This window comes from Blautia parvula, assembly GCF_020215665.1.
Classification (GTDB): Bacteria; Bacillota; Clostridia; order Lachnospirales; family Lachnospiraceae; genus Blautia; species Blautia celeris.
Window position 1 is genome coordinate 3,269,432 of the sequence record NZ_CP084061.1, and the last position, 23,923, is coordinate 3,293,354.

General features: G+C 49.9%; 19 protein-coding genes. 8 read left to right on the plus strand and 11 right to left on the minus strand.

Going from position 1 to position 23,923, the window contains the following annotated elements; translation table 11 throughout:
• Positions 1-17 precede the first annotated feature (17 nt).
• Both LC508_RS15080 and LC508_RS15085 read left to right on the plus strand, forming a co-directional pair.
• The gene (locus tag LC508_RS15080; protein ID WP_103732765.1) at positions 18-1,217 is read left to right on the plus strand and encodes a glycosyltransferase; all 1,200 of its coding nucleotides are present in this window, start codon (positions 18-20) and stop codon (positions 1,215-1,217) included.
• Positions 1,181-1,939 carry a lysophospholipid acyltransferase family protein gene (locus LC508_RS15085; RefSeq protein WP_103732766.1) on the plus strand — a complete coding sequence of 253 codons (759 nt, stop codon included), beginning with the start codon at positions 1,181-1,183 and terminating at the stop codon, positions 1,937-1,939. Before LC508_RS15080 ends, LC508_RS15085 begins: the two co-directional genes overlap by 37 nt.
• A 29-nt stretch (positions 1,940-1,968) precedes the next feature.
• Here the strand turns inward: LC508_RS15085 and LC508_RS15090 are convergent, their stop codons facing one another.
• Positions 1,969-5,190 (minus strand): YhgE/Pip family protein, encoded by a 3,222-nt coding sequence (locus tag LC508_RS15090; protein WP_103732767.1) that lies wholly within the window; start codon positions 5,188-5,190, stop codon positions 1,969-1,971.
• A 702-nt stretch (positions 5,191-5,892) separates the two neighbouring features.
• Here LC508_RS15090 and LC508_RS15095 point away from each other — a divergent pair.
• Positions 5,893-6,471, plus strand: a complete 579-nt coding sequence (locus tag LC508_RS15095) for a TetR-like C-terminal domain-containing protein (protein ID WP_033141447.1) — start codon at positions 5,893-5,895, stop codon at positions 6,469-6,471.
• Positions 6,472-6,654: 183 nt separating this feature from the next.
• Here the strand turns inward: LC508_RS15095 and LC508_RS15100 are convergent, their stop codons facing one another.
• From LC508_RS15100 to LC508_RS15110, 3 genes are all read right to left on the minus strand, one after another.
• Entirely contained in the window at positions 6,655-7,377 is a 723-nt protein-coding gene (locus LC508_RS15100) for a DUF975 family protein (RefSeq protein ID WP_103732779.1), read from the minus strand.
• A gap of 147 nt (positions 7,378-7,524) precedes the next feature.
• Positions 7,525-8,472, minus strand: coding sequence for a carbohydrate kinase family protein (locus LC508_RS15105; RefSeq protein ID WP_225305190.1), 948 nt, complete (start codon positions 8,470-8,472; stop codon positions 7,525-7,527).
• Between the two features lie 77 nt (positions 8,473-8,549).
• On the minus strand, positions 8,550-9,632 hold the full coding sequence (locus tag LC508_RS15110; protein WP_054353728.1) for a helix-turn-helix domain-containing protein: 1,083 nt from the start codon (positions 9,630-9,632) through the stop codon (positions 8,550-8,552).
• A 276-nt stretch (positions 9,633-9,908) separates the two neighbouring features.
• Between LC508_RS15110 and LC508_RS15115 the strand changes: the two genes are divergently transcribed.
• On the plus strand, positions 9,909-10,421 hold the full coding sequence (locus LC508_RS15115) for a ferritin (protein WP_033141451.1): 513 nt from the start codon (positions 9,909-9,911) through the stop codon (positions 10,419-10,421).
• A 1-nt stretch (position 10,422) separates the two neighbouring features.
• Positions 10,423-10,611, plus strand: coding sequence for a (2Fe-2S)-binding protein (locus LC508_RS15120; RefSeq protein ID WP_033141452.1), 189 nt, complete (start codon positions 10,423-10,425; stop codon positions 10,609-10,611).
• Positions 10,612-10,680: 69 nt separating this feature from the next.
• Here LC508_RS15120 and LC508_RS15125 read toward each other — a convergent pair whose 3' ends face one another.
• A complete protein-coding gene (locus LC508_RS15125) occupies positions 10,681-11,712 on the minus strand; it encodes a YeiH family protein (RefSeq protein ID WP_033141453.1) in 1,032 nt (343 codons plus the stop codon).
• 137 nt (positions 11,713-11,849) lie between these two features.
• On the opposite strand from LC508_RS15125, the gene LC508_RS15130 reads away from it, so the two are divergent.
• Positions 11,850-12,725, plus strand: a complete 876-nt coding sequence (locus LC508_RS15130; protein ID WP_103732683.1) for a LysR family transcriptional regulator — start codon at positions 11,850-11,852, stop codon at positions 12,723-12,725.
• 11 nt (positions 12,726-12,736) lie between these two features.
• Here LC508_RS15130 and LC508_RS15135 read toward each other — a convergent pair whose 3' ends face one another.
• The 3 genes from LC508_RS15135 to LC508_RS15145 form a co-directional block, all read right to left on the minus strand.
• Complete coding sequence (locus LC508_RS15135; protein WP_103732682.1) at positions 12,737-13,810, minus strand: FUSC family protein; 1,074 nt, start codon at positions 13,808-13,810, stop codon at positions 12,737-12,739.
• A 30-nt stretch (positions 13,811-13,840) separates the two neighbouring features.
• Positions 13,841-14,287 carry a MarR family winged helix-turn-helix transcriptional regulator gene (locus LC508_RS15140; RefSeq protein ID WP_033141456.1) on the minus strand — a complete coding sequence of 149 codons (447 nt, stop codon included), beginning with the start codon at positions 14,285-14,287 and terminating at the stop codon, positions 13,841-13,843.
• Positions 14,288-14,411: 124 nt separating this feature from the next.
• Positions 14,412-15,281, minus strand: a complete 870-nt coding sequence (locus LC508_RS15145; protein ID WP_033141457.1) for a helix-turn-helix domain-containing protein — start codon at positions 15,279-15,281, stop codon at positions 14,412-14,414.
• Positions 15,282-15,439: 158 nt separating this feature from the next.
• Between LC508_RS15145 and uxuA the strand changes: the two genes are divergently transcribed.
• Positions 15,440-16,507, plus strand: coding sequence for a mannonate dehydratase (gene uxuA / locus LC508_RS15150; protein ID WP_018595261.1), 1,068 nt, complete (start codon positions 15,440-15,442; stop codon positions 16,505-16,507).
• A gap of 2 nt (positions 16,508-16,509) precedes the next feature.
• Positions 16,510-18,120 carry a mannitol dehydrogenase family protein gene (locus LC508_RS15155; protein ID WP_103732681.1) on the plus strand — a complete coding sequence of 537 codons (1,611 nt, stop codon included), beginning with the start codon at positions 16,510-16,512 and terminating at the stop codon, positions 18,118-18,120.
• A 56-nt stretch (positions 18,121-18,176) separates the two neighbouring features.
• Here the strand turns inward: LC508_RS15155 and LC508_RS15160 are convergent, their stop codons facing one another.
• From LC508_RS15160 to LC508_RS15170, 3 genes are all read right to left on the minus strand, one after another.
• Entirely contained in the window at positions 18,177-18,536 is a 360-nt protein-coding gene (locus tag LC508_RS15160) for a YccF domain-containing protein (protein WP_033141459.1), read from the minus strand.
• Positions 18,537-18,557: 21 nt separating this feature from the next.
• Positions 18,558-18,986: a hypothetical protein gene (locus LC508_RS15165; protein ID WP_033141460.1), complete on the minus strand. Its 429-nt coding sequence runs from the start codon at positions 18,984-18,986 to the stop codon at positions 18,558-18,560.
• A 317-nt stretch (positions 18,987-19,303) separates the two neighbouring features.
• On the minus strand, positions 19,304-23,764 hold the full coding sequence (locus LC508_RS15170) for a diguanylate cyclase domain-containing protein (protein WP_103731160.1): 4,461 nt from the start codon (positions 23,762-23,764) through the stop codon (positions 19,304-19,306).
• Positions 23,765-23,923 lie beyond the last annotated feature (159 nt).

Sequence of the window (23,923 nt, forward strand, 5' to 3'; positions counted from 1 at the left end):
AAAGCGTTTTATTTATCATGAAAATATTATTAGTAACGGAACAGTTCTGTCTTGCAAACAACGGCATGACGATTTCCAGCCAGCGTTTTGCCCGAATCCTGCGGGAACACGGGCATGAGGTCCGTATGATGGGATACAGCAGAGAACCCGTGGATGCGGATGGAGAATACGCCTATGCCATGAAAAAGCTCACCATCCCTGTTTTTGACAATCTGATCACATCCCAGGGAATGATATTTGCAAAAGTGAACAGAAAAATCATCCGGGATGCCCTTGTATGGGCTGACCTGGTGCACATCCTTTCTCCTTTTGCCCTTTCCCACGTAACCATTAAAATGGCCCGGCTTTACGGTGTGCCCTTTACAGGTGCCTTCCATGTACAGCCTGAGAATATAACATCCTCCATCCATTTGAGCAGAGCAGATTTAGTCAATGATGCCATATATCACTGGTTTCATTTTTATATTTATCGTTACTGCCGTCATATTCACTGTCCCAGCAATTTTATCGCCGGAGAACTCCGCATGCGGGGCTACCATTCACAGCTCCATGTAATTTCCAATGGTATTGATCCTGATTTTGTATACCGAAAATCCCCAAAGATCAAAGCTCTGGAAGGAAAATTTGTAGTGCTGATGGTGGGACGGCTTTCCATTGAAAAAAGACAGGATGTGCTGATCAGGGCTGTGGCCCGCTCCAGATACGCCGACCGGATTCAACTGGTCCTGGCAGGAAAAGGGCCGCGGAAAGAAGCGCTGCTCCGGCTTGCGGAAAAAGAACATCTTGCCAATCCCTTACAGATTCACTTCTTTCCGAAAAAACATCTGCTGGAATTGATCTCCATGAGTGATCTGTACGTGCACGCAGCGGATGTGGAGATAGAAGCCATGTCCTGCATGGAAGCATTTGCCGGCGGCCTGGTGCCTGTCATTGCCGACAGCCGCAAATCCGCCACGCCACAGTTCGCCCTGGATCAACGAAGCCTCTTTCAGGCAGGCGACAGCAATGACCTGGCTGCAAAAATAGACTACTGGATCGAGCATGAGACGGAACGAAAGGCTATGGAGTACAAATACAGTGCTCTCGGCAAAAAATATGCTCTTGAAAACTGTGTCCGCCAGGCAGAGGAAATGTTTCGGCAGGAGTTGGAGGAGCATGCAGGAAAAAGGAGGCGTTTTATTTGCCGGAGAAGAAAACAGAGTCAAAAGGATTCCTGAAAGAGGATGAACATGTGATCCACATGTGGCAGCCTTTTTCTTTTGAGGTAAAAAAGGGATACGATTACCGGCGCGCCAACCCGCTCTCCCGCCTTACCTCCTCCCTCCTAAAAACAGTGGCAGTGCCTGTCCTGACAGTATTTGACCGTGTTGTACTGGGATCCCGCATTGACGGCTGGAAAAATCTGCGCAAGCTCAGAAATACCGGCGCAGTCACCGTCTGCAATCATGTCCATATGCTGGACTGTACCCTGGTGGAACAGGCACTCTTTAAAGAGCGCACGTATTTCATCACCCTGGCATCCAATTTTAAAATTCCCCTTGTCCGGCATCTGATCCGCATTCTGGGCGGCGTACCTCTCTCCGCCGATGTGCAGACCACTGCTGAACTTTTTTCAGAGATGGGAAAGGCCCTGAAAAAGGGCGCCTGTGTACAGATATACCCCGAGGGAGTCCTGCTCCCCTACTGCCGGGAACTCCGCCCCTTCAGAAGAGGTGCCTTCTATCTGGCGGAAGAGAACCAGGTCCCCGTTCTTCCCATGGTGATCACCTTCCATACCCCCACAGGCATCCGCCGCATATACAAAAGAAAGCCCTGCCTGCGTCTTCACATCCTGCCGCCCCTCTGGCCGGACAGCACTCTGCCTAAAAGGCAGCAGATAAAAGATCTGCAGGATCGCTGTTTTTCTTCTATGTATAAAAAAATCACGGAAACCCGCTGAACGCTCTGCGGTTTCCCGTGATTTTTTTGTTATGCCAGACCCTTTTCTTCCAGCCAGTCTGCCAGAATATGTTTGCCGGCTTTGATCTTCCTCGCCCTGAGCTGGAATTCTATCAGGGTAAGCCCCGTAAATACCACGCACAGGATGATCATAAATACAACCGCGCCCTGGATACTCTCTCCACCCGAGATCGTGCTTCTGAACGCTTCCACAGAATATGTGAACGGCACCCACTCATGAAGATAAGGCACAAAAGAACCTGAGATCTCCAGCGGATAAGTCCCCACAGACCCTGCTAACTGAACCACCATAAATACAAGCATCAGGAAGCTTCCCACTTTGCCGATAAAATTGGTAAAGAAATACATCACTGACATAAATGCCACACTGGCCAGACATGCAAATCCAATGGTCCGCCCCATCTCCATAGGACTGAACCCGTCAAATACGTGGAGAAGCAGCACCATGGCAACTGCCTGCAAAACAGCAATGGCATAGAGCACAGATGCCTTGCTGAGCCACCAGGAAAAGCCTGATTTTAATTTTCCCTTATATTTTGTCAGCGGATACATCAGGCTGAATGCAATACATCCCACCCAAAGCCCCACACTCATCATATACGGTGCCATGGCGTGCCCGTTATTTTCCACGGTCGTTATCATGGTCTCTCTCGTCTCCACCGGACCGGCGAACATTTCCACCGTGTCATCCGTGGTTTTTGTATCCTTCACCTGTTCTGCACCGTCCAGCAGGCTGCTGCTGAGTGTATCGGACCCGTCAGCCGCCTGGCTGATGCCGTCTCCCAGCTCTTTACTGCCATCCTTAAGTTTCCCGGCACCTTCCTGAATCAGTCCGGCCCCCTCGCTTAACCGGGATGCCCCATCCAGAAGTGTGCTGTTGTTGGCGGTAAGCTCGCCGGTCCCGGAAACCAGGGACCCGGTTCCGTCCTTCAGCCTGGATGCACCGTCATAGAGCTGGCTGCTGCCCTGAAGAAGTGCTTTCGCACCGCTGTCCAGCCGTTTTGCTCCGTCCGCCAGGGTGCCGGCACCATCATCCAGACTGCCTGCGCCATCATTTAACTGACGGATTCCTGTCTCCAGTTCCGGTACCTTCCCCTGCAGCGTACCGGCTCCATCCTTCACCTGTACAGCTCCGCTGCCCACACCGGTAATACCGCTCAAAAGACTTTCTGCACCGTCCTGAAGCGGTTTCATAGCCTCTTCCCGGAACTGCTGTCCCCCTGCTGCCGCCTGTTCTATGCCGGCTTTCAGAAGCGGGGATTTCTGATCCAGCTCATTTGTTCCTGCCTCCAGCTGCTCCGCTCCTGCCTTTGTCTGGCTGGCACCTGCGTTAAGAGCCGCGGCCCCGGTCTCCAGCCCGGACATTTTATCCGTCACCAGTTTCACACCGTCCGTATACGCAACAGTTTTATCTGCAAGGACCTCACTGCTGTCCCGCAGTTTCCCTACTACATTTACCACCTGTTCCATCATCTGGGCCTCTGTGCCCGAACCCTGACGGCTTTCCACAGAAGTTACGGTCTGTCCGCTGACGCCTGCAAGACCGTTCTCTGCCGCATCCGCTGCTGCCGATACAGCCTCCCCGGCCCCTCTTAAGGCACTGCCACCCTCCTTAAGCAGAGAAGCCGCGCCTTCTAAACGTCCGTTTGCCTTATACACTGCACGCTCATTTTCCTGTGCTGCGGCAACCGCCTGACCGGCTGCCTCTATAATCTGGCTGATATCACCGGAAGCCACAGCTGCATCAAGCGCCTCAGCCAGGCCGTCTGCAGAAACAGCATTTACACTTGCAATTCCATCCGCAGAAGCTTCCAGCTCCCCGGCCTTTCCCTGCAGTTCGTCTGCCTGCCCGTGCAGGGGTTCCAAAGCCGCCTCTGCCTCTGTGACATCCACGTCTGTCTGAACGGTTGTCACTTCCTCAGCACCCTGCGCACTGCCGTTTCCGCCTGCTGTCAGCATGGCATATAACTGTTCCAGCCCCTGATGCAGCGCGGAAACGCCGTCTGCCAACTGTGCAGAACTTGCTCCCTCTGCCCCGTTGACAGCTTCCATACCTGCCCTCAGCTGTTCTATTCCTGTCTTCAGATTCCCACTTCCGGCCTCCAGTGCTCCCGTTCCCTGAACAAGAGCCTCTGCACCCTCATGAATCTGCTTTGCGGAATCCGGCAGCGTCTCCGTGCTCTGCCGAAGCACTTCCAGCCCCTTACACAGTTCTGCCATTGCCGCGTCTGCATTCGATACCCCCACTTTTAAAGCTGTACCTCCGGCTTCCAGCTGGGCGGCTCCGTCTGCCAGTGCTCCTGTCCCCTGTGCAAGCTGATCCACCCCGTCCTTCAGTGCCGGCACCTGCCCATCCAGTTGTGAAAGTCCGGTATGCAGCGCTCCTGCACCGCTCTTTAATTCCTCAGCTCCCGAAACCAGCGTACCGGTGCCATCCGAGAGTTCACTCACTCCCGCTCCTGCAGCCGTCACACCGTCCTTTAGTTCAGCCGCTCCCGAATCCAACTGATCGGCTCCGTCCTTTACCGTGCTCACGCCGTCCACATAAATTTTCAGCCCCACGCGCAGCGTATCACTCCCTTCCCGAAACGTAAGGGAGCTGTCCGCCAGAGTCTCCAGATTATCCGTTATGGTCCTGTTTCCGTCCGATATCTTGCTCACACCGTCCTTCAGGTCCCTGGACCCATCAGCAGCCTCCTGCATCCCGTCCCCAACCTCAGCGATCTGATCAAACACAGCCTGGGTATACGTCTTCGTCACTTCCTCCGCCACACTGTTTTTCACCTTCTCCATAGCTGTCTCACTCATCTTGGACGCAATATAATTCGTCCCCGGATTGGTCTGATAGGCAAGTTCCATCTTCTTTGGCTTCTCATCCATCACCGTAGACGCATTCTCGGAAAAATCCTCCGGAATCGTGATCACCATATAATAAGTACCATTTCTAAGCCCTCTTTCGGCGGTCTCCGCATCCACAAAATTAAAACAAAGCGATTCCTCCTCCCGGAGCTTCTCAACCAGTTCCTCCCCCACATTCAGCTCCCTGTCATTATAAGCAACCGCCTTATCTTCATTCACCACCGCCACCGGCAGCTTATCCAGATTCCCATAAGGGTCCCACATAGACCCCAAAAACAGTGTAGTATAAATCGTAGGAATCAAAACAATCGCCACAACCACCACCAAAAGCAGTTTATTATGGACCAGTCCCTTCCATTCCTTTCTCAGCAAATCACATTCCCCTTTCTGTCACCATTATTCCCAACACGCCATCCACCAACCCCTTCTACCATTCTATGCCCCACTTTCACATTAGCACACTCCAAATCCATTAATAGATACCGTGTTGATTTTCAAAGCAACCTGTATTATACTAAAACCATCCCACCCCCACAACCATCAATCCCCCCTCACCCCATCCATTACTAGACACCCCGCCCCAAATATGTCTCATTTTATACTTTTTTAACATTTCCCCACCCCAGTACTCTCAACCACCCGCACTTGATAACCAACCGCCCCACACCTTCACTCTCAGCCACCCGCACTTGATAACCAACCGCCCCACACCTTCACTCTCAGCCACCCGCCCTTAATAACCAACCGCCCCACACCTTCACTCTCAACCACCCGCACTTAATAACCAACCGCCCCACACCTTCACTCTCAGCCACCCGCACTTGATAACCAGGTGAAGTCACAGCGGCAGGGCCGGGAGGGCGGGGTGTCAGGTGAGGGATGTCTCAGAGGAGCGCCAGGGAGATCCACCTGCCCCAGTTACTTAATGAAGAGGCCATTGCCGATGAATTTAGTAACTGGGAGCAGGTTAGCTCCCTGGCAGCGGAACGCTTCCCTCACCTGACACCCCGCCCTCCCGGCCCTGCCGCTGTGACTTCACCGTCCCCATAATCAAAGAAAGGAGCCCCAAAAATCATGCCAAAAAAACCCGACCGCCGCATAAGAAAAACCAAATCCCAACTCCGCGCCGGCCTCTCCAAACTCATGCAGCACAAAAGCATCAAAGAAATCACCGTAAAAGAACTGGTAGAAGAAGTCGACATCAACCGTTCCACCTTCTACCTCCACTACACAGACATCTACAACATGCTGGAAACCATAGAAAACGACCTGCAGGAAGAAATCCTGAAAATCATCCAGGAACACCCTGTCAGCCCCTTCAATGAAGCCAGCTTCCCCTTCATAGAGGACATCTTCCTGATCCTCTGGGAAAACAAAGACATCTGCAGCGCCCTTTTAGGCCCCAACGGCGACATGTCCTTTGTCAGCCGCATAGAGAGCATTATCTCCGAGCACAGTCTGAAGGTCCTGAAAGCCACCTTCCCGGAAAACATGGACAGCCTGAAATACTCCTATTCCTTCTGCCTCACAGGATGCATCGGCCTGATCAAAACCTGGCTGGACTCCGACACAGGCGAATCCCCCCAGCACATGGCTGACCTGACCTTCCGCCTGATCATGAACGCCCTGAAAGACATTTACCCCAAACCATAACCCGCCGCAGCCTGCCCCAAGCACTTTCAGACTGCACAGGGAAAAACGAACAACTTTTCTGCACAACAAAAAACCGGCCTGCCGTCCTCCATACGAATCACCATGCAGTCCAAACTGCATCATACATCCATATAGAATCCGGCAGGCCGGTCCTGTCAGCTCATTCAAACACAGGAAAAACCATCAGCTCCTGGCAGTCTTGCCAAACCAGTCCTCCCTGAGTGCCACATAAAGCTCCGCATTGGTGGCATCCACATAGGGCTTCACATAAAAAATCCCAGCTACTCCGCATGTGATTCCACCAACTATCAGCCACCCGAAAAAAGAAAGGTCCAGAATAAATGCTTCCCACTTCTGCCCATACATCATCTCCTTGCTGATGCGAAGAGCCTCCCTGTAATCAATATCCGGCTGTTCCGCCAGAATATAGGGAACCATTCGGTAAGCATAACTCATCACAATTCCCGGAATCACAAGCAGCAGCGTCCACAGAGCCACAAACAGATTTTTCATGAACATAACCAGCACAGAGTTTCCGTAATACCCGCTCTTAAACCCAAACAACAGCTTAGAAACCGGCGCATTATAATCCCTGTTCTCCACATAAAATCTGCAGGCCCCCATCAGCAGCATCTGAAACACAAAAATATCAAGTAAGATCACTGCCAGGGAAACAGCTCCCGCACTGTAAGCGCTTCCTCCCCAGTTAAAAAACGAATGGCTCCAGTCAAATTTCAAATGCAGTCCGGAAAACTCAAGGAACGATCCCGAAGGGCCGTCACTGCTATAGCTGCGCCCATATTTTGTCGCCACAAGAGCCGATATCAGGGATACCAATACTGCCGGTCCGTAATTTTTCAGGAAATTTGCCTTACCGTTCATTTTCAGGTCAATTCTGTTCCACATAACTTCATCCCCCATTCTCCGGAACCAGTGCCTGTCAGAAAATTCATTCCGACCAACTGTGACACACAGCCTCCCGAAACCATTTTCAAACACGCTCCGATGAATATATATCCGGATAATTTTTCACTGTTCCATATTACCATACTTTCATGGAGAATGATACTTCTTTACCACATTTTCTACCTGAACAATATTGTCAATTCCTTCCGCAGCTCCCAGTTTCTGCACTGCCAGCGCACCGCATGCGTTTGCGTATGCCGCTGCTGTCTGCAGGTCCATTTTCTCTGATAATGCGTACACGAAACCTGCCGCAAAACTGTCGCCGGCTCCTGTGGTATCCACACACGGTACACCGGGAACGGCAGGGCTTGTAAAAAACATTTCCCTGTTTTTCACAAAACATCCCTTATCCCCGCATTTGATCACCACATTGCCCACACCGCAGTCCAGAAATGTATCTGCGATCTCATGCAGTTCTCTTTTCCCGGTAACCAGCACTGCCTCCTCATAATTCGGAAAAAGATAATCCACATAGGCCAGCGCCCCGCGGATATCCTCCGCGGTTTCTCCGTTCTTCCTCTTTGTCATGTCCGCACACACCAGCACGCCCTGTTTTTTCGCCCGCTGAAACAGCCGCTCCATCTCCGCATTTCCAAGCCTCGGAAAGACAAAGATACTGGCAAAACACAGGATCTTTACATCCCGGAAAAGTTCTCCCTCCAGATGTTCCCCGGAAAGAACGCGCAGTGTGCCGTGAGGATTTGTCAGGAAACTCCGTTCCCCGTTCTCCTTCACCAGAACCACATTGATGCCTGTATCCACACCCGGCTCTGTCCTGGCAAGTTCAAGTCCAATCCCATATTTCCGGCAGTGGCCCCTGATGATCTCTGAAGCCGGGTCGCTGCCCAGCACGGTCAGAAGCCGGACATTCCTCCCCAGTTTTGCCAGAACTGTCGCTTCGTTCAGAGCATCCCCTCCTGTCCTCATGGTGATGGCATCTGCCGGGCTTGAACCGGTCTCAAAAACATGTTCGTCGGCCGGCTCTGCCAGCACATCCAATATGGCCGCACCCACAACTAAAATCTTTTCCTTCATATCCGTACTCCTTTGCTCTGCCATTTATCAGCAAATGACTGCACAGCCTCCGCCGCACATTCTCCGGCCGGTCATCTTCAGGCCGGTCCGCCGTCTTCCCGGAACTTTTCAATCAATTCCGTAAACTCCTGCCTGTCCCTTACAAACGCAAACTCCTCACTCTTTTCCAGCTCCGTTAATAACCCGGTTCGCATACGCTTAAATATTTCCGTCTGCTGCCCGCTGTTCTCCTTCTGCTCAGCCAGTTTATAATACAGCCTGCTCTTACTCAGTTCCCATGGCTCGCCCATAGTCTCCAAAATCTTCCCGAGCAGCTCCAGCGTTCTGTCCGCGTCTTTTTCTGCAACCGCCATCTCGTAATCTGCCATATACTTTCCGTATTGCCACAGATCCAGCAGTTCCACCACATCTCTGCATTTACCTGCATAATATTCCATGTTCTCCCAGTCACTCTGCTTCTTATAAATTTCCATAAGCGTGATCAGGCAGTTCTGCACATCGCCCGCTGCCTGGAGAAGCTTTTGCTGTGTCATTTTCACTGCCTCCTCAACTTTCCCCTGTTTTCTGTACAGAAGTGTGAGCATTGGCCTTTTATCCACCCCAGGCTCCGGCATCTGCGCCAGCAGCTCCTCCGCTCTGCTGTAATCCTCCGCTGTAATATAATCAGACACCAGCATATTCAGAGCACTGCCCCTTATCCCCCAGTCAGTCTCGCTGTTCTTTGCCACCCTTTCAAATAATTCCCGGATTTCCTCCTCATACTTTGCCTTATCTTCATCCGGAACCGGAAACATGAGCAGCGTACCCTTCAGAAAACCGGCCAGATTATAAATCAGACTGTCACTGTTTGGAAACTCCCGGATCTTCTTCATTGCCAGTTCATATCCTTCCTTATACCCGCTCTCCTTCAGCACGGAAAAGACCTCATTGCAGAAATGATTTATCTCCTCCCCCGTCAGATCATCCTCAAAGGACAGCAGGGTATTCAAATCCACCTTCAAAAGCCTTGCCAGCGGCGGAAGCAGCGTGATATCCGGATAGCTCACCCCTTTTTCCCATTTGTTGACAGCCGGCGCCGATATTCCCAGATATTCTGCCGCCTGTTCCTGGGTCAGCTTCAGTTCTTTTCTTCTTGTTCTGATAATTTCATTGATTTTCATAACATTGTCCTCCATCCTACAGAGGGACAGCCGGCGCCGGCTTTCGTTCTCTGTTATAGCTATTATAACAGATGTACCTTTTGGGCACTATTGATTCCTTTTTAATTTTCATTCAAATATTTTAACCACCGGTTATGCCCAATGGATCCAATCCGTAAACTATAGTCACACACGACCGGAGTCATAATTTTACCATTGTTGAAACCATCGTACCGTGCTATAATCTAAGTTGCAGGATACCTGCATAAAATAGTCCAATTTAAGGAGGTTTTTACAATGTTAGACAAAAATGTATCTGAACTGCTGAACACGCAGATCAACAAAGAATTCTACTCCGCCTATTTATATCTGGATTTTGCCAATTACTATAAAGACCAGGGACTCGACGGTTTTGCCAACTGGTACAACGTTCAGGCCCAGGAGGAGCGCGACCACGCCATGCTCTTCATCCAGTATCTGCAGAATAACAGTGAAAAGATATCACTGGAATCCATAGACAAGCCGGACAAGGTATTCGATGCCTTTGACCAGCCCCTGCATGCCAGCCTGGAACATGAGCGGTATGTAACCAGCCTGATCCACAATATCTACGACGCTGCGTACACGGTAAAAGATTTCCGCACCATGCAGTTTCTTGACTGGTTTGTAAAAGAACAGGGCGAGGAGGAAAAAAATGCGGAGGACCTGATCCGTAAGTTCGAGCTTTTCGGACATGACTCCAAGAGCCTCTATATGCTGGATTCCGAACTGGCAGCCAGAGTATACACTGCCCCTTCCCTGGTGCTTTGATATGAGCGGGGAGAAATATCTGTGTCCCTGTTTTAAGGTCACAAAAAAAGATATCAAGGAGGCCATAAAGGATGGTGCCTCCTCCTTCAAAGAAGTGCGGAAAATGACCAAAGCCGGAAAAGGCTGCGGCCACTGCCAGTGCAAGGTAAAAAAGTACGCAAAGAAACAGCTGAAAAAACACGCGTCCTGAATACTGACGCGCATACAAAATGCCTGCCGGGTCAAGACAATTCGTCTGTCGCCCCGGCAGGCATTCTTCTTACCATATTCCTAGTATTTTCTGCATAACCAGACTCACACATGTGATCCCGGCCCAGCAGCAGGCGCCCATGAAGATTGGCTTTCCGCCTGTTTTTATAAGTTTCACCACATTGGTGTTCAGTCCGATTGCACCCATTGCCATGACAATGAAAAATTTGCTCAGCGTCTTCAGAGGACTGAAGATCCCCGCCGGGACACCAAAGTACACAGCGACCGTGGTGATAACAGAAGCTGCTACAAAGTAAAGGATAAAGAAAGGAAATATTTTTCTTAATTCAACACTGTTCCCTTCCTCCTCTTCCAAATTCTTTGTACGTATTACTGCCAGCACCAGGGTAATGGGAATGATGGCAAGGGTTCTTGTCAGCTTCACGGTCACAGCCTTGTCAAGCGTGGCATTACCCAGATTATAAAGGGAATCCCAGGTAGATGCAGCGGCTGTTACAGAAGAAGTATCATTGACAGCCGTCCCCGCGAAAATTCCGAAAGCTTCCCCGCTGTGCGTATCAAATCCGATCAAAGCTCCAAACGCAGGAAAGAGAACTGCCGCCAGAATATTGAATAGGAAGATAACGGAGATGGCCTGGGCCACTTCCTCGTCATCCGCGTCAATAACAGGCGCTGTAGCAGCAATGGCTGAACCGCCGCATATGGATGAACCAACCCCTACTAAAGTGGAAATTTTTCCGGGAATTTTCATAACCCTGTGCAGCACATAAGCGATAACCAGCGATGTGGTAATGGTGGATAAGATAATAGGAAGAGATTGTTTCCCCGTCTTCAGAACAACTGTGAGATTCATCCCAAATCCCAGAAGGATCACTGCATACTGCAGAATTTTTTTTGATGTAAAGGTAATACCGGGCTGCAAATCCGTCTTATCCTTCAGAAAGTGTGTTACTACCATTCCCAACAAAATGGCACAAACCGGACCGCCCACCACAGGGACCAGTTTTCCCAGATACCAGCCTGCTGCTGCAATGACCAGACAGAGCAGCAGGCCTTTCCAATTCTTTTTCACAAAATTCATACTTCCTTTCTCCTTTTAGCATTTTCTTTGGTATATCTTACCATGTTCTTATGATAAATAAAAATTATTTATATTTATTTTTCTATAAAAATACTTTATACTATAACCAGAATATATTTTTAGAGGGGGATAAGAAAATGCAGGATTTTCGTATGGAAACGTTTTTAACCGTATGCGAAGAATTGAATTATACACGTGCAGCCCATAAGCTTGGTCTGACACAGCCGGCTGTTTCTCAGCACATCCATTTTCTGGAAGAGTCCTACGGAACACACCTTTTCACCATACAGGGCCGGAAATTATATCTGACGGAGGCCGGAAAGCTTCTCCACGCCTCTGCCCAGACCATGAAAAACGATGAATCTCATCTCCGCCGCAGGCTCAGAAATGCGCAGCAGCCCAAAAAAGAATACCATTTCGGCGCCACTCTCACCGTAGCCGAATATATCCTTCCCGAGAAGATAACGAAAATCTTAAGCGATGACAAGGGCTGCCGCATGAAGATCACGGTCCAGAATACAAGAGAGCTGCTGCGCCAGATCGATACAGGGGTCATTGACTTCGCCGTGGTGGAAGGCTCTTTTCCCAAGGAAGAATACGACTTCCTGCCCTACAGCAAAGAGCCTTATATTGCTGTATGCGCCGCGGACTTTCCCCTTCCCAAGTGTCCCTGCGTTTTAGAGGACCTGCTGCCCTACACCCTGATCACCCGGGAAAAAGGTTCCGGCAGCAGGGATATCCTGGAGTCCATCCTGGCACAGCAGAACTTAAGGCTCGCTGACTTTGCCCGCGTGGTGGAATACGGCAGCATCGGCGCCATCAAGCGTCTGACCGCTTCCGGGTGCGGCATCACTTTTCTGTACAAAAAAGCCGCGGAACATGAGCTCCGCAGCCGAAAATTAAAAGAGATCAAATTACAGGAATTCCACCTGCTGCACGGACTTAACTTTGTGTTCCGCAAAGATACCATTTTCCGGGAGGAATACGCCCAGCTCTATTCCCTCCTGAAATGAGAAGAACACACTTATGCCGCATCCGCGGATTCCGTTCCCCGGGAGATACGTTCCGCCGCACAGCATACCTTTTCAAACACAAAATCAAACACCAGACCATATACCACGCCGAACAGGTTATTTGCCAGCCTCAGCGCCATGGACCCTGTCATGCCGAACATTCCCGTAGCCATGGCAAGGGCCCCGAAGGAGTTGAACACTGTCTGCCACAGATAGGTTGCCGAGAATCCCACACCAACGCCGCCCAGCATACCGATACAGCCGTAAAAGCTCTCCGGCAGCACCGCGCACAGCCCGAAAAACAGAACACACCCAATGGCATTTCCCGGAAAACGGTATTTGAACCGATCGAGCAGATCCTTCCGGAAAGGCTGGATAATGGACATCATGGCAAATCCCGCCCACATCACTCTCGGAAGATGCAGGAGCTGCGCAAAAAACATGCCGGAGGAGATGCCAAGGGCCATGCGGAGCTGCCATTTCGTCCTGGCTGATGAAAGGGCAAATTCCCCCAGCAGATCCCTCAGTCCCCTCTTATAGGTAATCTCCCTGTGGTTTCTGTAAAAGACAAGCGCAGTCAGCAGTGCGCCCAATGCCAGCGCAAGGACCCGCATGAAATACGCATGTCCGGACACATCATTTCCCTGAAGCAGCAGATACCCCAGAACCCAGGTAGCGTGATTGGCCATGATAATGTTGTGGCATCCCAGCGTAAGGAGCAGAAGCAAAAAGACAAAATCCAGTAAAAACGCCCATCCCGCCGGCACCATATGGGTCAGCCTCGGCCCCACGGCCAGAACGGCAAACAAAATGACAATAACCCCCATACCGTGAGAGGCTTTGATTCCCAGATCCGCGGACCGGAACACCATCACGGTAAGCAGCACTACCACCCCGGCCACACTGTTGTCCTCCCCGAATATCTTTGTATAAGCTGTGACAAATGCCATGCAGAATGCAAGCGTCAGAAATACTTTGAAAACATAGATGAGAAGATGCCTTCTCTTTTCCCTGCTGTCTTTACTGTTCCGGATCAGTGCCTTTGAACCGGCCTGATTCAACTGTAGTTCCTGATAAATACTCAAATGATCAACTCCCTGAATGATTGATTTCTGTTATTGTTTCATTTCCCCGGATTCCCCTGCCTGATGGTTCACCAGGCGGATCAGCTCCATAAGCCGGGCAAAGTTCTCCTCCCCGGCCCTGCGCCTCATGGAATACAGGGGTTCCAGATAATACTTATATGTGTGATCCAGCTCCTCCCGCCCTTTCTCTGTGATACACAGATAATAACTGCGGTGGTCTGCTGCACACGCCTCTTTCTCCAGAAATTCCTTTCTGCAGAGGCTATCCACCAGACGGCTGACTACCGGCTTGCTGATACCCATCCCTGCGCAGAGCATATGGGATGTAAGTTTCTCCCCGGAGAGCGCCACCCTGGAGAGCAGATCCAGTTCCTGTGCAGAGGAGATCCCGCCTTTTTTTGCCCGCCTTACATGCAGACTGCAAAAAAGCCTGATATCCTGCATTCTCTCCATCATTTCTATCCAGTCGTATTCCATTTTTCTCTCTCCTGTATACGAATTTGTGAAATGTCCCTGTGGTTCTATTTAGTTAACATTATTAACTATCCAGATATACTACGCCAAATAGTTCATTTTGTCAACTATTTCCAGACATTTTATATTACAGCGTCACCTGCATATCCTTAAATTCCTTTGGCGATATCCCATACTCTTTCTTAAATGCCCGGTAAAAGCTGGAGTAATCCCCGAACCCGAACATGGGATACACCTCACTGATCCCCACATCCCCCAGTATGGCATCCCTGCAGGCGGACAACCTTTTTTTGGTGATATACTGGTGGATGGACAGTCCCGTACTGTCCTTAAACACATGGGCTATATGGTACTTGCTCACATAAAACTGCTTCGCCAGATTCTCCAGGGACAAATCCCCATCCAGATTTTCTTCTATATAATCAGCCAGCCCCTGATACAGGTTCAGCTCCTCCCGCTCACTCTTCGGATAATTCTGTTCATGGACGATTCTGTTCAAGTGCAGGATCAGGTCATTGACACACAGGGATATCTTCGCCTCCCTGCCAAACCGTTTGGAGCGCATTTCATCAATAAGCCCGAAGACTTTAGAGCGGATGGTATTGAAAATCACCACATCCGTATGAAAAATGTAATTCTTCGTCACCTTTACATGCTGCATCAGATAGGCATAATCCGATGAAATTTCCATAAGACTGTTGCAGTATTCTTCCGTGATCCAGAATACAAAACGGCGGTATGGAAGCTCCTGGTCCCGAATCACAGCGTGGTGCCGCGCTTTCGGAGGTATCAGTACAATATCCCCCTGCCTCATGGAATACTCCTTCCCCTCGATGATCATACCCACATTCCCCTCCAGGAAAAAATAAAATTCATAGTAGTCATGCGCATGGTCCTTTACCTGGGACAGATAAAAATCACTGTAATAATAGACCTCAAAATCTTTGGAAAGCATATACTGCCTGGTGCTGAACGCTGTCTGCAGATTTTTTTTCACACCTGTCACCTCCGTCATTTTTTATAGATTATCACGAAACCGCAACTTTTGCAATGTAAACAACAAATCAGTCAATTGGCTTTTTCTCTGCAGTAATTATAATAATAGATAACAAAGTAAATGAATCCCAAGCGGAAAAGAGAAAGGATACAAAAACTATGGAAATGACATTAAGATGGTATGGTTCTAAATTTGACACAGTGACTCTGAAACAGATTCGCCAGATCCCAGGTGTGACAGGGGTTATCACCACTCTTTACGACACACAGCCGGGCGAAGTATGGAGCAGGGAACGCATCGCTGCCCTGAAAGAGGAAGTTGCCGCATCAGGCCTTCACATTTCCGGTATCGAGAGCGTCAACATCCATGATGCCATCAAGACAGGCTCTCCGGAGAGAGACATGTACATTGACAACTATATCGAAACTCTGGAAAACCTGGGAAAAGAAGATATCCATCTGGTATGCTACAACTTCATGCCTGTCTTTGACTGGACCAGAACAGAGCTGGCACGTGTAAGACCGGACGGCTCCACAGTTCTTGCGTACACACAGGAAGCGGTTGACGCCCTTGACCCGGAGAACATGTTTGAATCCATCGCAGGCGACACCAACGGCACGATCATGCCGGGCTGGGAGCCGGAGCGTATGGCTAAGATCAAAGAGCTGTTCGACATGTACAAAGACATTGACGACGAAAAATTATTCGAGAACCTGAAATACTTCCTGGAGCGCATCATGCCGGTCTGCAACAAATACGACATCAATATGGCAATCCATCCCGATGATCCTGCATGGAGCGTATTCGGCCTTCCGCGTATCATCATCAACAAAGCCAACATCCTGCGCATGATGGCAATGGTGGATGACCCGCACAACGGCGTTACCTTCTGCTCCGGTTCCTACGGCACCAACCTGGAAAATGACCTGCCGGATATGATCCGTTCCTTAAAAGGCAGAATCCATTTTGCACATGTGCGTAACCTGAAATTCAACTCTCCTACAGATTTTGAGGAGGCTGCCCATCTTTCCACAGACGGAACCTTTGATATGTATGAGATCATGAAAGCACTCTACGACATCGGATTTGAAGGACCTGTCCGCCCTGACCATGGCCGCATGATCTGGGACGAAGTGGCAATGCCGGGTTACGGCCTCTATGACAGAGCACTGGGCGCTACTTACTTAAACGGACTCTGGGAAGCAATCGTGAAAGGAGCAAGATAGTCATGCAGGTAAATGAACTGGGTTTAAAAAACAGAGAACAGTGGGAATGTAAAGGCTATTCCCTTCCGAAATTCGACAGAGCAGCCGTAACGGAAAAGACCATGGAAAATCCGTTCTGGGTCCACTTCGGCGCCGGCAACATTTTCCGCGCCTTTCAGGCAAATGTGGTGCAGAACCTTTTAAATGAAGGCGTTCTGGACCGCGGCCTGGTAGTTGCAGAGGGATTTGACTATGAGATCATAGAGAAAATGAACCGTCCCCACGACGGCTACAATATCCTTGTGACTTTAAAAGCAAACGGCTCTGTAGAGAAAACCGTTGTGGGCAGTGTTGTGGAATCTCTCACCGTTGACTCCGAGAATGACACGGACTTCAACCGTCTGCGTGAGATCTTCAAAAAAGACTCCCTGCAGATGGCCAGCTTCACCATCACAGAGAAAGGTTACAGCCTTGTTAACGGAAAAGGTGAGATGCTCCCCTCTGTTGTGGCTGACATGGAAAAAGGCCCGGAAAAACCGGAGAGCTACATCGGCAAAGTGGTAAGCCTTCTGTACACCAGATTCCAGGCAGGCGAAAAGCCTATCGCTATGGTGAGCATGGACAACTGCTCCCACAACGGAAGCAAACTCCACGACGCAGTCTTCGCATTTGCTGATAAATGGTCAAAGACGGGCCTGACAGACAAAGCCTTTGTGGACTATATCGAGAACCCGGCTAAAGTCTCCTTCCCCTGGTCCATGATCGACAAGATCACTCCCAGACCTGACCCGTCCGTGGAAGAGATCCTGAAAAAAGACGGCGTGGAAGAATTAGAGCCGGTGGTAACCTCTAAGAACACCTATGTGGCTCCCTTCGTAAACGCAGAGGAATGCCAGTACCTGGTCATCGAGGATGCCTTCCCCAACGGAAGACCCGAGCTTGAAAAAGGCGGCCTGATCTTCACCACCCGTGAGACCGTTGACAAGGTGGAGAAGATGAAAGTCTGCACCTGCTTAAATCCTCTGCACACCGCCCTTGCCGTATTCGGCTGCATTCTGGGATATGACCTGATCTCCAAAGAGATGAAGGACGAGACCCTGAAGAAGCTGGTAGAGGGCATCGGCTACGCAGAAGGCCTGCCGGTTGTTATAAACCCGGGCATTCTGGACCCCAAAGAGTTCATTGACACGGTACTTGGTGTCCGTATCCCGAACCCGTTCATGCCGGATACCCCGCAGCGTATTGCCACAGATACTTCCCAGAAGCTGGCGATCCGTTTCGGTGAGACCATCAAGGCATATCAGGCCTCCCCCAAGCTGCATGTATCAGACCTGAAGCTGATCCCCCTTGTATTCGCAGGATGGTTCCGCTATCTGATGGGTGTGGATGACAACGGCAATGCTTTTGAATTAAGTCCGGACCCGCTTCTGGATACCGTACGCCCCTACGTTGCAGACGTAAAACTGGGCGAGGCCGTGGATGCGGAAAAACTGCTGAAACCGGTTCTGGAAAATGAAAAGATCTTCGGTGTGAACCTCTATGATGTGGGCATGGCTGACACTGTATGCAGTTACTTCTCACAGATGACAGCCGGTACAGGCGCTGTCCGCAGCACACTGGAAAAATACGTTTAAAACCCTTCGGGGCTGCACGAATCCTCCGCTCGTGCAGCCCCGATTTTTTCTTTTATTTAGTATACTTCCGCTCCAAACGGCATAAGTGCCAGCTTGGCGATTTTAAAATGCTGCATTCCAAAAGGAATACCTACCACTGTGACACAGAGCAAAAAGCCGATCAGCAGAGATTCCAGAGCCAGGGGGATTCCTGTCACTATCATCCAGATGACATTGAGAAGCAGGGAGCCTGCCCCTCCGCCGTACTGCACTTCCTTCCCAAAAGGAAAAAAAGCCAGTGCAGCAAACTTAAAACACTGCATTCCCACAGGAATACCTACTATCGTGACACACCACAAAAGCCCTGCCAGACACCAGCTCAGCCCGCTGATACAGCCGCCGAACACAAACCACAGTACATTTCCAAGACATCCCATATAATTCCCTCCTATTCTATCTTATTCATTCAACAGGTCTCTCAGCTCCCCGAGAATCGCTCTCACCCGCATGATCGCGTCATCCACCTGCTCTCTGGCATCATTGATCTTCTTCTGCACCAGATAGTCAGCCACGATCCCATCAAAGAAGAAATCAGCAAAATTCAAAAATGAGCTGATGTCCATGCGCAGGTCAAGGGGAACCTGGACATCCCTAAGTTCTCTCTGGAAAACAAGGAGCTGACTTTTTGCATCCTCCATATAAGCTGTGGCATCCGACATTTTTGAATGTTTTACCATGTCTGTGAAAAACCCGCCTCCCAGCATATCGAAGATTCCCCAGTTCTTTGCTCCCTGAAGCTTTTCTCTTGCATTTTCCAGGCTGTAAAGAGCCTTCTCACCTGCCGCTGCTGCTTCCTCAATCTCTCTTCTTCTCACTTCGTCTCTCATTTTTCTTTTCCTCCATTTTTTCAGCCGGCTTTCCTGCGGCGGATATCTGGAAGGTGTGCTGAAAATAGATGGAACTAAAAAAAGACCTCTATTATGACATCCGCCACAATAAAAGTCTTGCTATCTCATTTGATACGGACACCTCTCGGTATCGGTTGACGATTTCAAACCCGTTCATCTCTGAACGTTCAGCTACTCCCTTTCGATTGCTTGTATAGAATATAGCACAGAGCACACAACTTGTCAATATATTCCTTTATAAAAGCAGAGTTGCGGGACATCTTTCCGCAAGATGCCCCGCATTCTCCTGTTTTCACTCAGCTTTTCTGATCCTTGCCCTTTTGACTTCCCGCTTTCTGGTACTGCCTGTCAAATTCCGGCCTGGGAAGAGGTTTGTTGAAATAATACCCCTGAATATAGAAGCATTCCAGATTCTTCAGCACTTCAAGCTGTTCTCTGTTCTCCACCCCCTCAGCCACCACTTCCATCTGCAGCTCCTGGCAGAGCGCCAGGATGTTCTTCACAATGATACGCGCGTTTTCATTGGTAAGAAGATTATTGACCAGCCCCTTGTCCAGCTTCAGGTGATTGAAACGGATTGCGGACAGGAAGGAAAGGTTGCTGTATTTGGCTCCGAAATCATCCAGAGCTATATGGTAACCTGCCTGGCAGATCTGCTTTCCGATCTGGGCCACTGTGTTGCGCTCCACCTCCCCCATACTCTCCGTGATCTCTATCTCCACGTACCGTTTGTCCACGCCATAGCGGAAAATGATCTCCTCCATCCGCTCTATAAGCTGCTCCTCCAGCAGGGTTGCCCTGGAAAAATTAAGGGAGACGGGAATCAGCTCCACACCTCTGCGCTCCCACTCTTTCAGGATTCTGCACACTTCTTCAAAGACAAAGAAATCTATATAATGTATCAGGCCCGCTGTCTCCAGATAAGGGATGAACTTCCCGGGCGGCACGATTCCCTTCTCCGGGTCCTGGTAGCGCACCAATGCCTCTGCACCGCAGAGTTTGTTATTATATGTATCAATCTTAGGCTGGAGATAGACTGTAAACCTTCCCTCTGCGATCTCCTTTAACAGCGCCTTCAATACCCCTGCGTTTCTGTGGACTTCTGCGTAAGGATGCTCACTGTAGTAATCCTGTTTTGCTATCATTCTGCGCTCGTCCGCACTGGCGATGAGAAAATCCAGGCTGATATCCGTATCCGACCAGGCACTTCCCACAGAAATGCCTGCCACATCCCGCATCCTCTCCCTCATTTTCTTCAGACGTTTTATGAAAGAGTCGTGGGATATATTTTCGCTGACCAGCAGAAACTCGTCACCGGTAAAACGGTAGATCCTTGCCGCCGGAAATTCTTCCTGCATGATACCCGCAGTAAATTGTACCACATTGTCACCGTATGCATTTCCATATACCCTGTTGATATCCTTTAACCCGTTAATGTCCAGGGAAACGACGCCAAGTGAGATCAGGCTCTCCTCCTTAAGACCGGAACAATACTCTTTATAACTGTTCCGGTTGAGCACGCCTGTCAGCTCATCGTGATGCATGAGAAATTCCTGCTTTTCCTGCAGCCTGCGCTTTGTCAGTTCATTTGCCATAAAATACTGCATGGTACTCAGAACTGCCGTATGCTCTGTGTTTCTTGTGGGATTGTCAACGCCCATGTAGCCAATCAGCTTATCCCCTTCCTCAAGCCCTGCCGTAAAGCAGGACTCAATACCCAGGCTCTTCATAGCTTTATACAGCCCCCGGCGCTTCTCCCTCCACGGTTCCACATCACGAATGTACTGAAGCTGCCTTAATTCCTCCCATCTCCAGCCGCCCGGGCCTCCCGGGTACAGATAAGGCCTCATGCCGGAACAGATGGAAGACGCTCCCTCCTTCTTCCACTCATAGACATCCCTGACACCTCTGCTCTCCGGTTCACATTCGATCACATACGCCCGGTCCGCGCCGTAATAGACAGCCAGGGATTCCAGCACCTGTTCCAGCGAATGCCCAAAATCCATCGCGCCGGTCAGCGCAAACATACTCTGCAGCACCACCTTTTCTCCCTCACTGTCATGCTCTGTATGGGGCATACACTGCCCGGTTCCCCTTATGCCGGGATTATCCGGCTTATATTTCTTCAACTGCTCGCTGTAGACAAAGACACCGCTCCTGCCCATGGATACGCCTGTCTCCAAGGCTGCCCTTGCCTTCTGGTACAGTCCCTGAAAAATATTGTCGGACCTGCTGTCAAAAATAATACCGCAGGACACATTGACCGCCCGGCTGATATTGGGAAACATATAGGGAAGTGCAATCGCCCTGACAACCTCCTCCGCGCACTGCCGTACAAATTCCATCCTGGGATTGTTATACACAAAGACTACAAACTCATCCCCGTAGAATCTGCCAATAATGGCGTCCTCTATAAACCTCATTTTTAACTGGTTGCTTATCTCCTTCAGCACATCATCCGCAGCCACATAGCCGATTTCATGTACCAGCTTTGTGAAAAAGTCCACATTGAATACCAGCAGCGCATAGGACTGTCTTCTGCCGTGGTTTTTCAGCAGTGCATCACCTATCATCTGTATGGCGGTATCTTTGTTGTACACACCTGTCTGCACATCATATTCCGCCCGGAATTTCAGGGCAAGCTCCAGATTTTTCTTCTCGTTGATATCCTCCAGTGTACCATAGACATAGAGGTCTCCGTTCTGTACATCCCGCACCAGACGGGCCACGGCATTGACCCAGGACAGCCTGCCGCTGCCTTCTTTTCTGCGGTATTCAAAATTAATGGTTGTATTTCCCTCTTTATAGGCTCTGCAAAGCGCCTCACGGTTCATGAGTTTCAGCAGACGCAGTTTGTCTTCCTCGTTGGCTATACTTTCATTGTGAAGCACCATCAGCTCCTCATATGTCATTCCCGGAGAATACTCCCTCCGGACTTTTCCGTCTACATACTCTACACAGTTCTGATCAAGATTACACCGGAAGCTGGCGATCACACCGCCGTCATAGGTCAGCCTGAGCTGCATCTCCTGCTGGCAGATCATCTCTGCTTTTTTCTGTTTTGTGATATCCTCCCCCACAGCAACTGCGCTGCAGGGCACATGCTCCCCGTCATAGAGCATGGCATAGGTGACCCGTTCCCACCACCAGTAACTTCCGTCTGCTGAGCGGGTGAGAATATCCGCCTGCACATGGCTCTGCCCCTTCTCCAGCCTGCGGTACAGGTCAAGCAGATCCTGACGGCTCCGCGGATGTATATACCCCTCCTTAAGCAAGGCTTCCGGCGCATTGGCCATCTGCCGAAAGCCATGGCTCTCCTGTGCTCCCTCTGTCAAAAACAGCGTACGGGTCTTCAGATCATATTCCCATACATTGATGCAGGCTTCCTTAAGCGCTGTCCGGTAAACCATCTCCTTATGGGAGGACTCCTTCATTGGAAGCAGGGCGGGGACTTTTAGTTCCTCTGCTTCTTCTGCCGTGTTCGCCCTTCGTTCTCCATATATACTGTACTGTCCCTTGCCGTTTTTCTTTGCCTGGTACATGGCAGCATCCGCTTTTGCGAACAGGGACATAAAATCCGTGCCGTGTTCCGGGTAAAAGCTGACTCCGATGCTGCATCCGATACTGCAGATAGTCTCCCCGTTGGTGTAATAGTCAAAGATATTGCGTATGGCATTTACTTTGCTGTCAATCACATTGTTCCTCTGCAGATTGGTCATAAATACCACAAATTCATCCCCACCGATCCGTGCCGCAATGTCCTCATGTCTGAAAATGGCCCTGAGGCTTCCCGCGGTTTCCCTCAGCACCCTGTCACCGAACAGATGCCCATAGGTATCATTGATCTGTTTGAAATTATCCACATCAATGAGAAGCATCGCCGCGGGATTATGCCCCTGCTGCATATAACGCTCCACTCTGGCCTCACATTCCCTCCGGTTCAGAAGTCCGGTGAGAGGATCTAAGGCCGCCGCTTTCTGGGCTCTTATGATCTCCTTTTTTCTCTGGTCAATATCTGAGATAATGCCCAGGATTTTCAAAAGCTTCCCGTCCCTGTCCCGAAGCGCAGTCGCATGGACATCCACCCAGAGATAAGAGTTGTCCTTTGCTTTGAGACGGTACTCACATTCCATCTTGTCATTCCCCTTTAAAATGGCCTGAAATCCGCTCCGAAGTCCTGCCTTATCCGCCTCATACACAATATCTGTGGCAAACATGGAATCCGGGAAACCATCTGATGGAATCTGATACCCGAATTTTTTCTCAAAATTAGGGGAGTAATATATTTCATAGGTGACACAGTCCAGCTCAAAAATAATATCCTGCATCTGGGAGAGCACGATCTCATACCGCTTCTCACTGATAGCGAGCTGTCTCTGTGCCTCCTTCTCCCTGCTGATATCATGAAAGATACAGTGGAACCAGTCTCCCTGTTCCTTATCTTCTATAAGCTCTGCACTGATCCAGGCCCAGCAGATCGTGCCTCCTTTTTGGACCAGACGGTTTTCGTACATGAAAACCTTGCTGTTCTTCAACTGTCTGTGTATCTCCTCCATGACCATTTTCCGGTCACCCTCATAGACGGTGTCCAGAATATGGTCGTGAAACAGCTCCGAAAATTCTTCCCTGGTATATCCTAAAAACTCAAACAGATAATCATCTGCATCGATCAGGGTGAAATACCTGTCATACCGGCAGTTAAATACGCCTCCGCCGATCTCCTCCATCCCGTCAGAACTGTTCTCTTTTTCATTCATCCTCAATCGGCCTCCTTCTGTCTTCTGCTCCCTTTCCTCCCACACCCGTTTATATAACTCCTATTGTATTACAACTTTGACGGTTTTTAAACTTTTCCGGGTAAAATTGTAATTTTTTTCCATATATCCGGGCAGAGTGCAGGCAACTTGCAGCAGTAC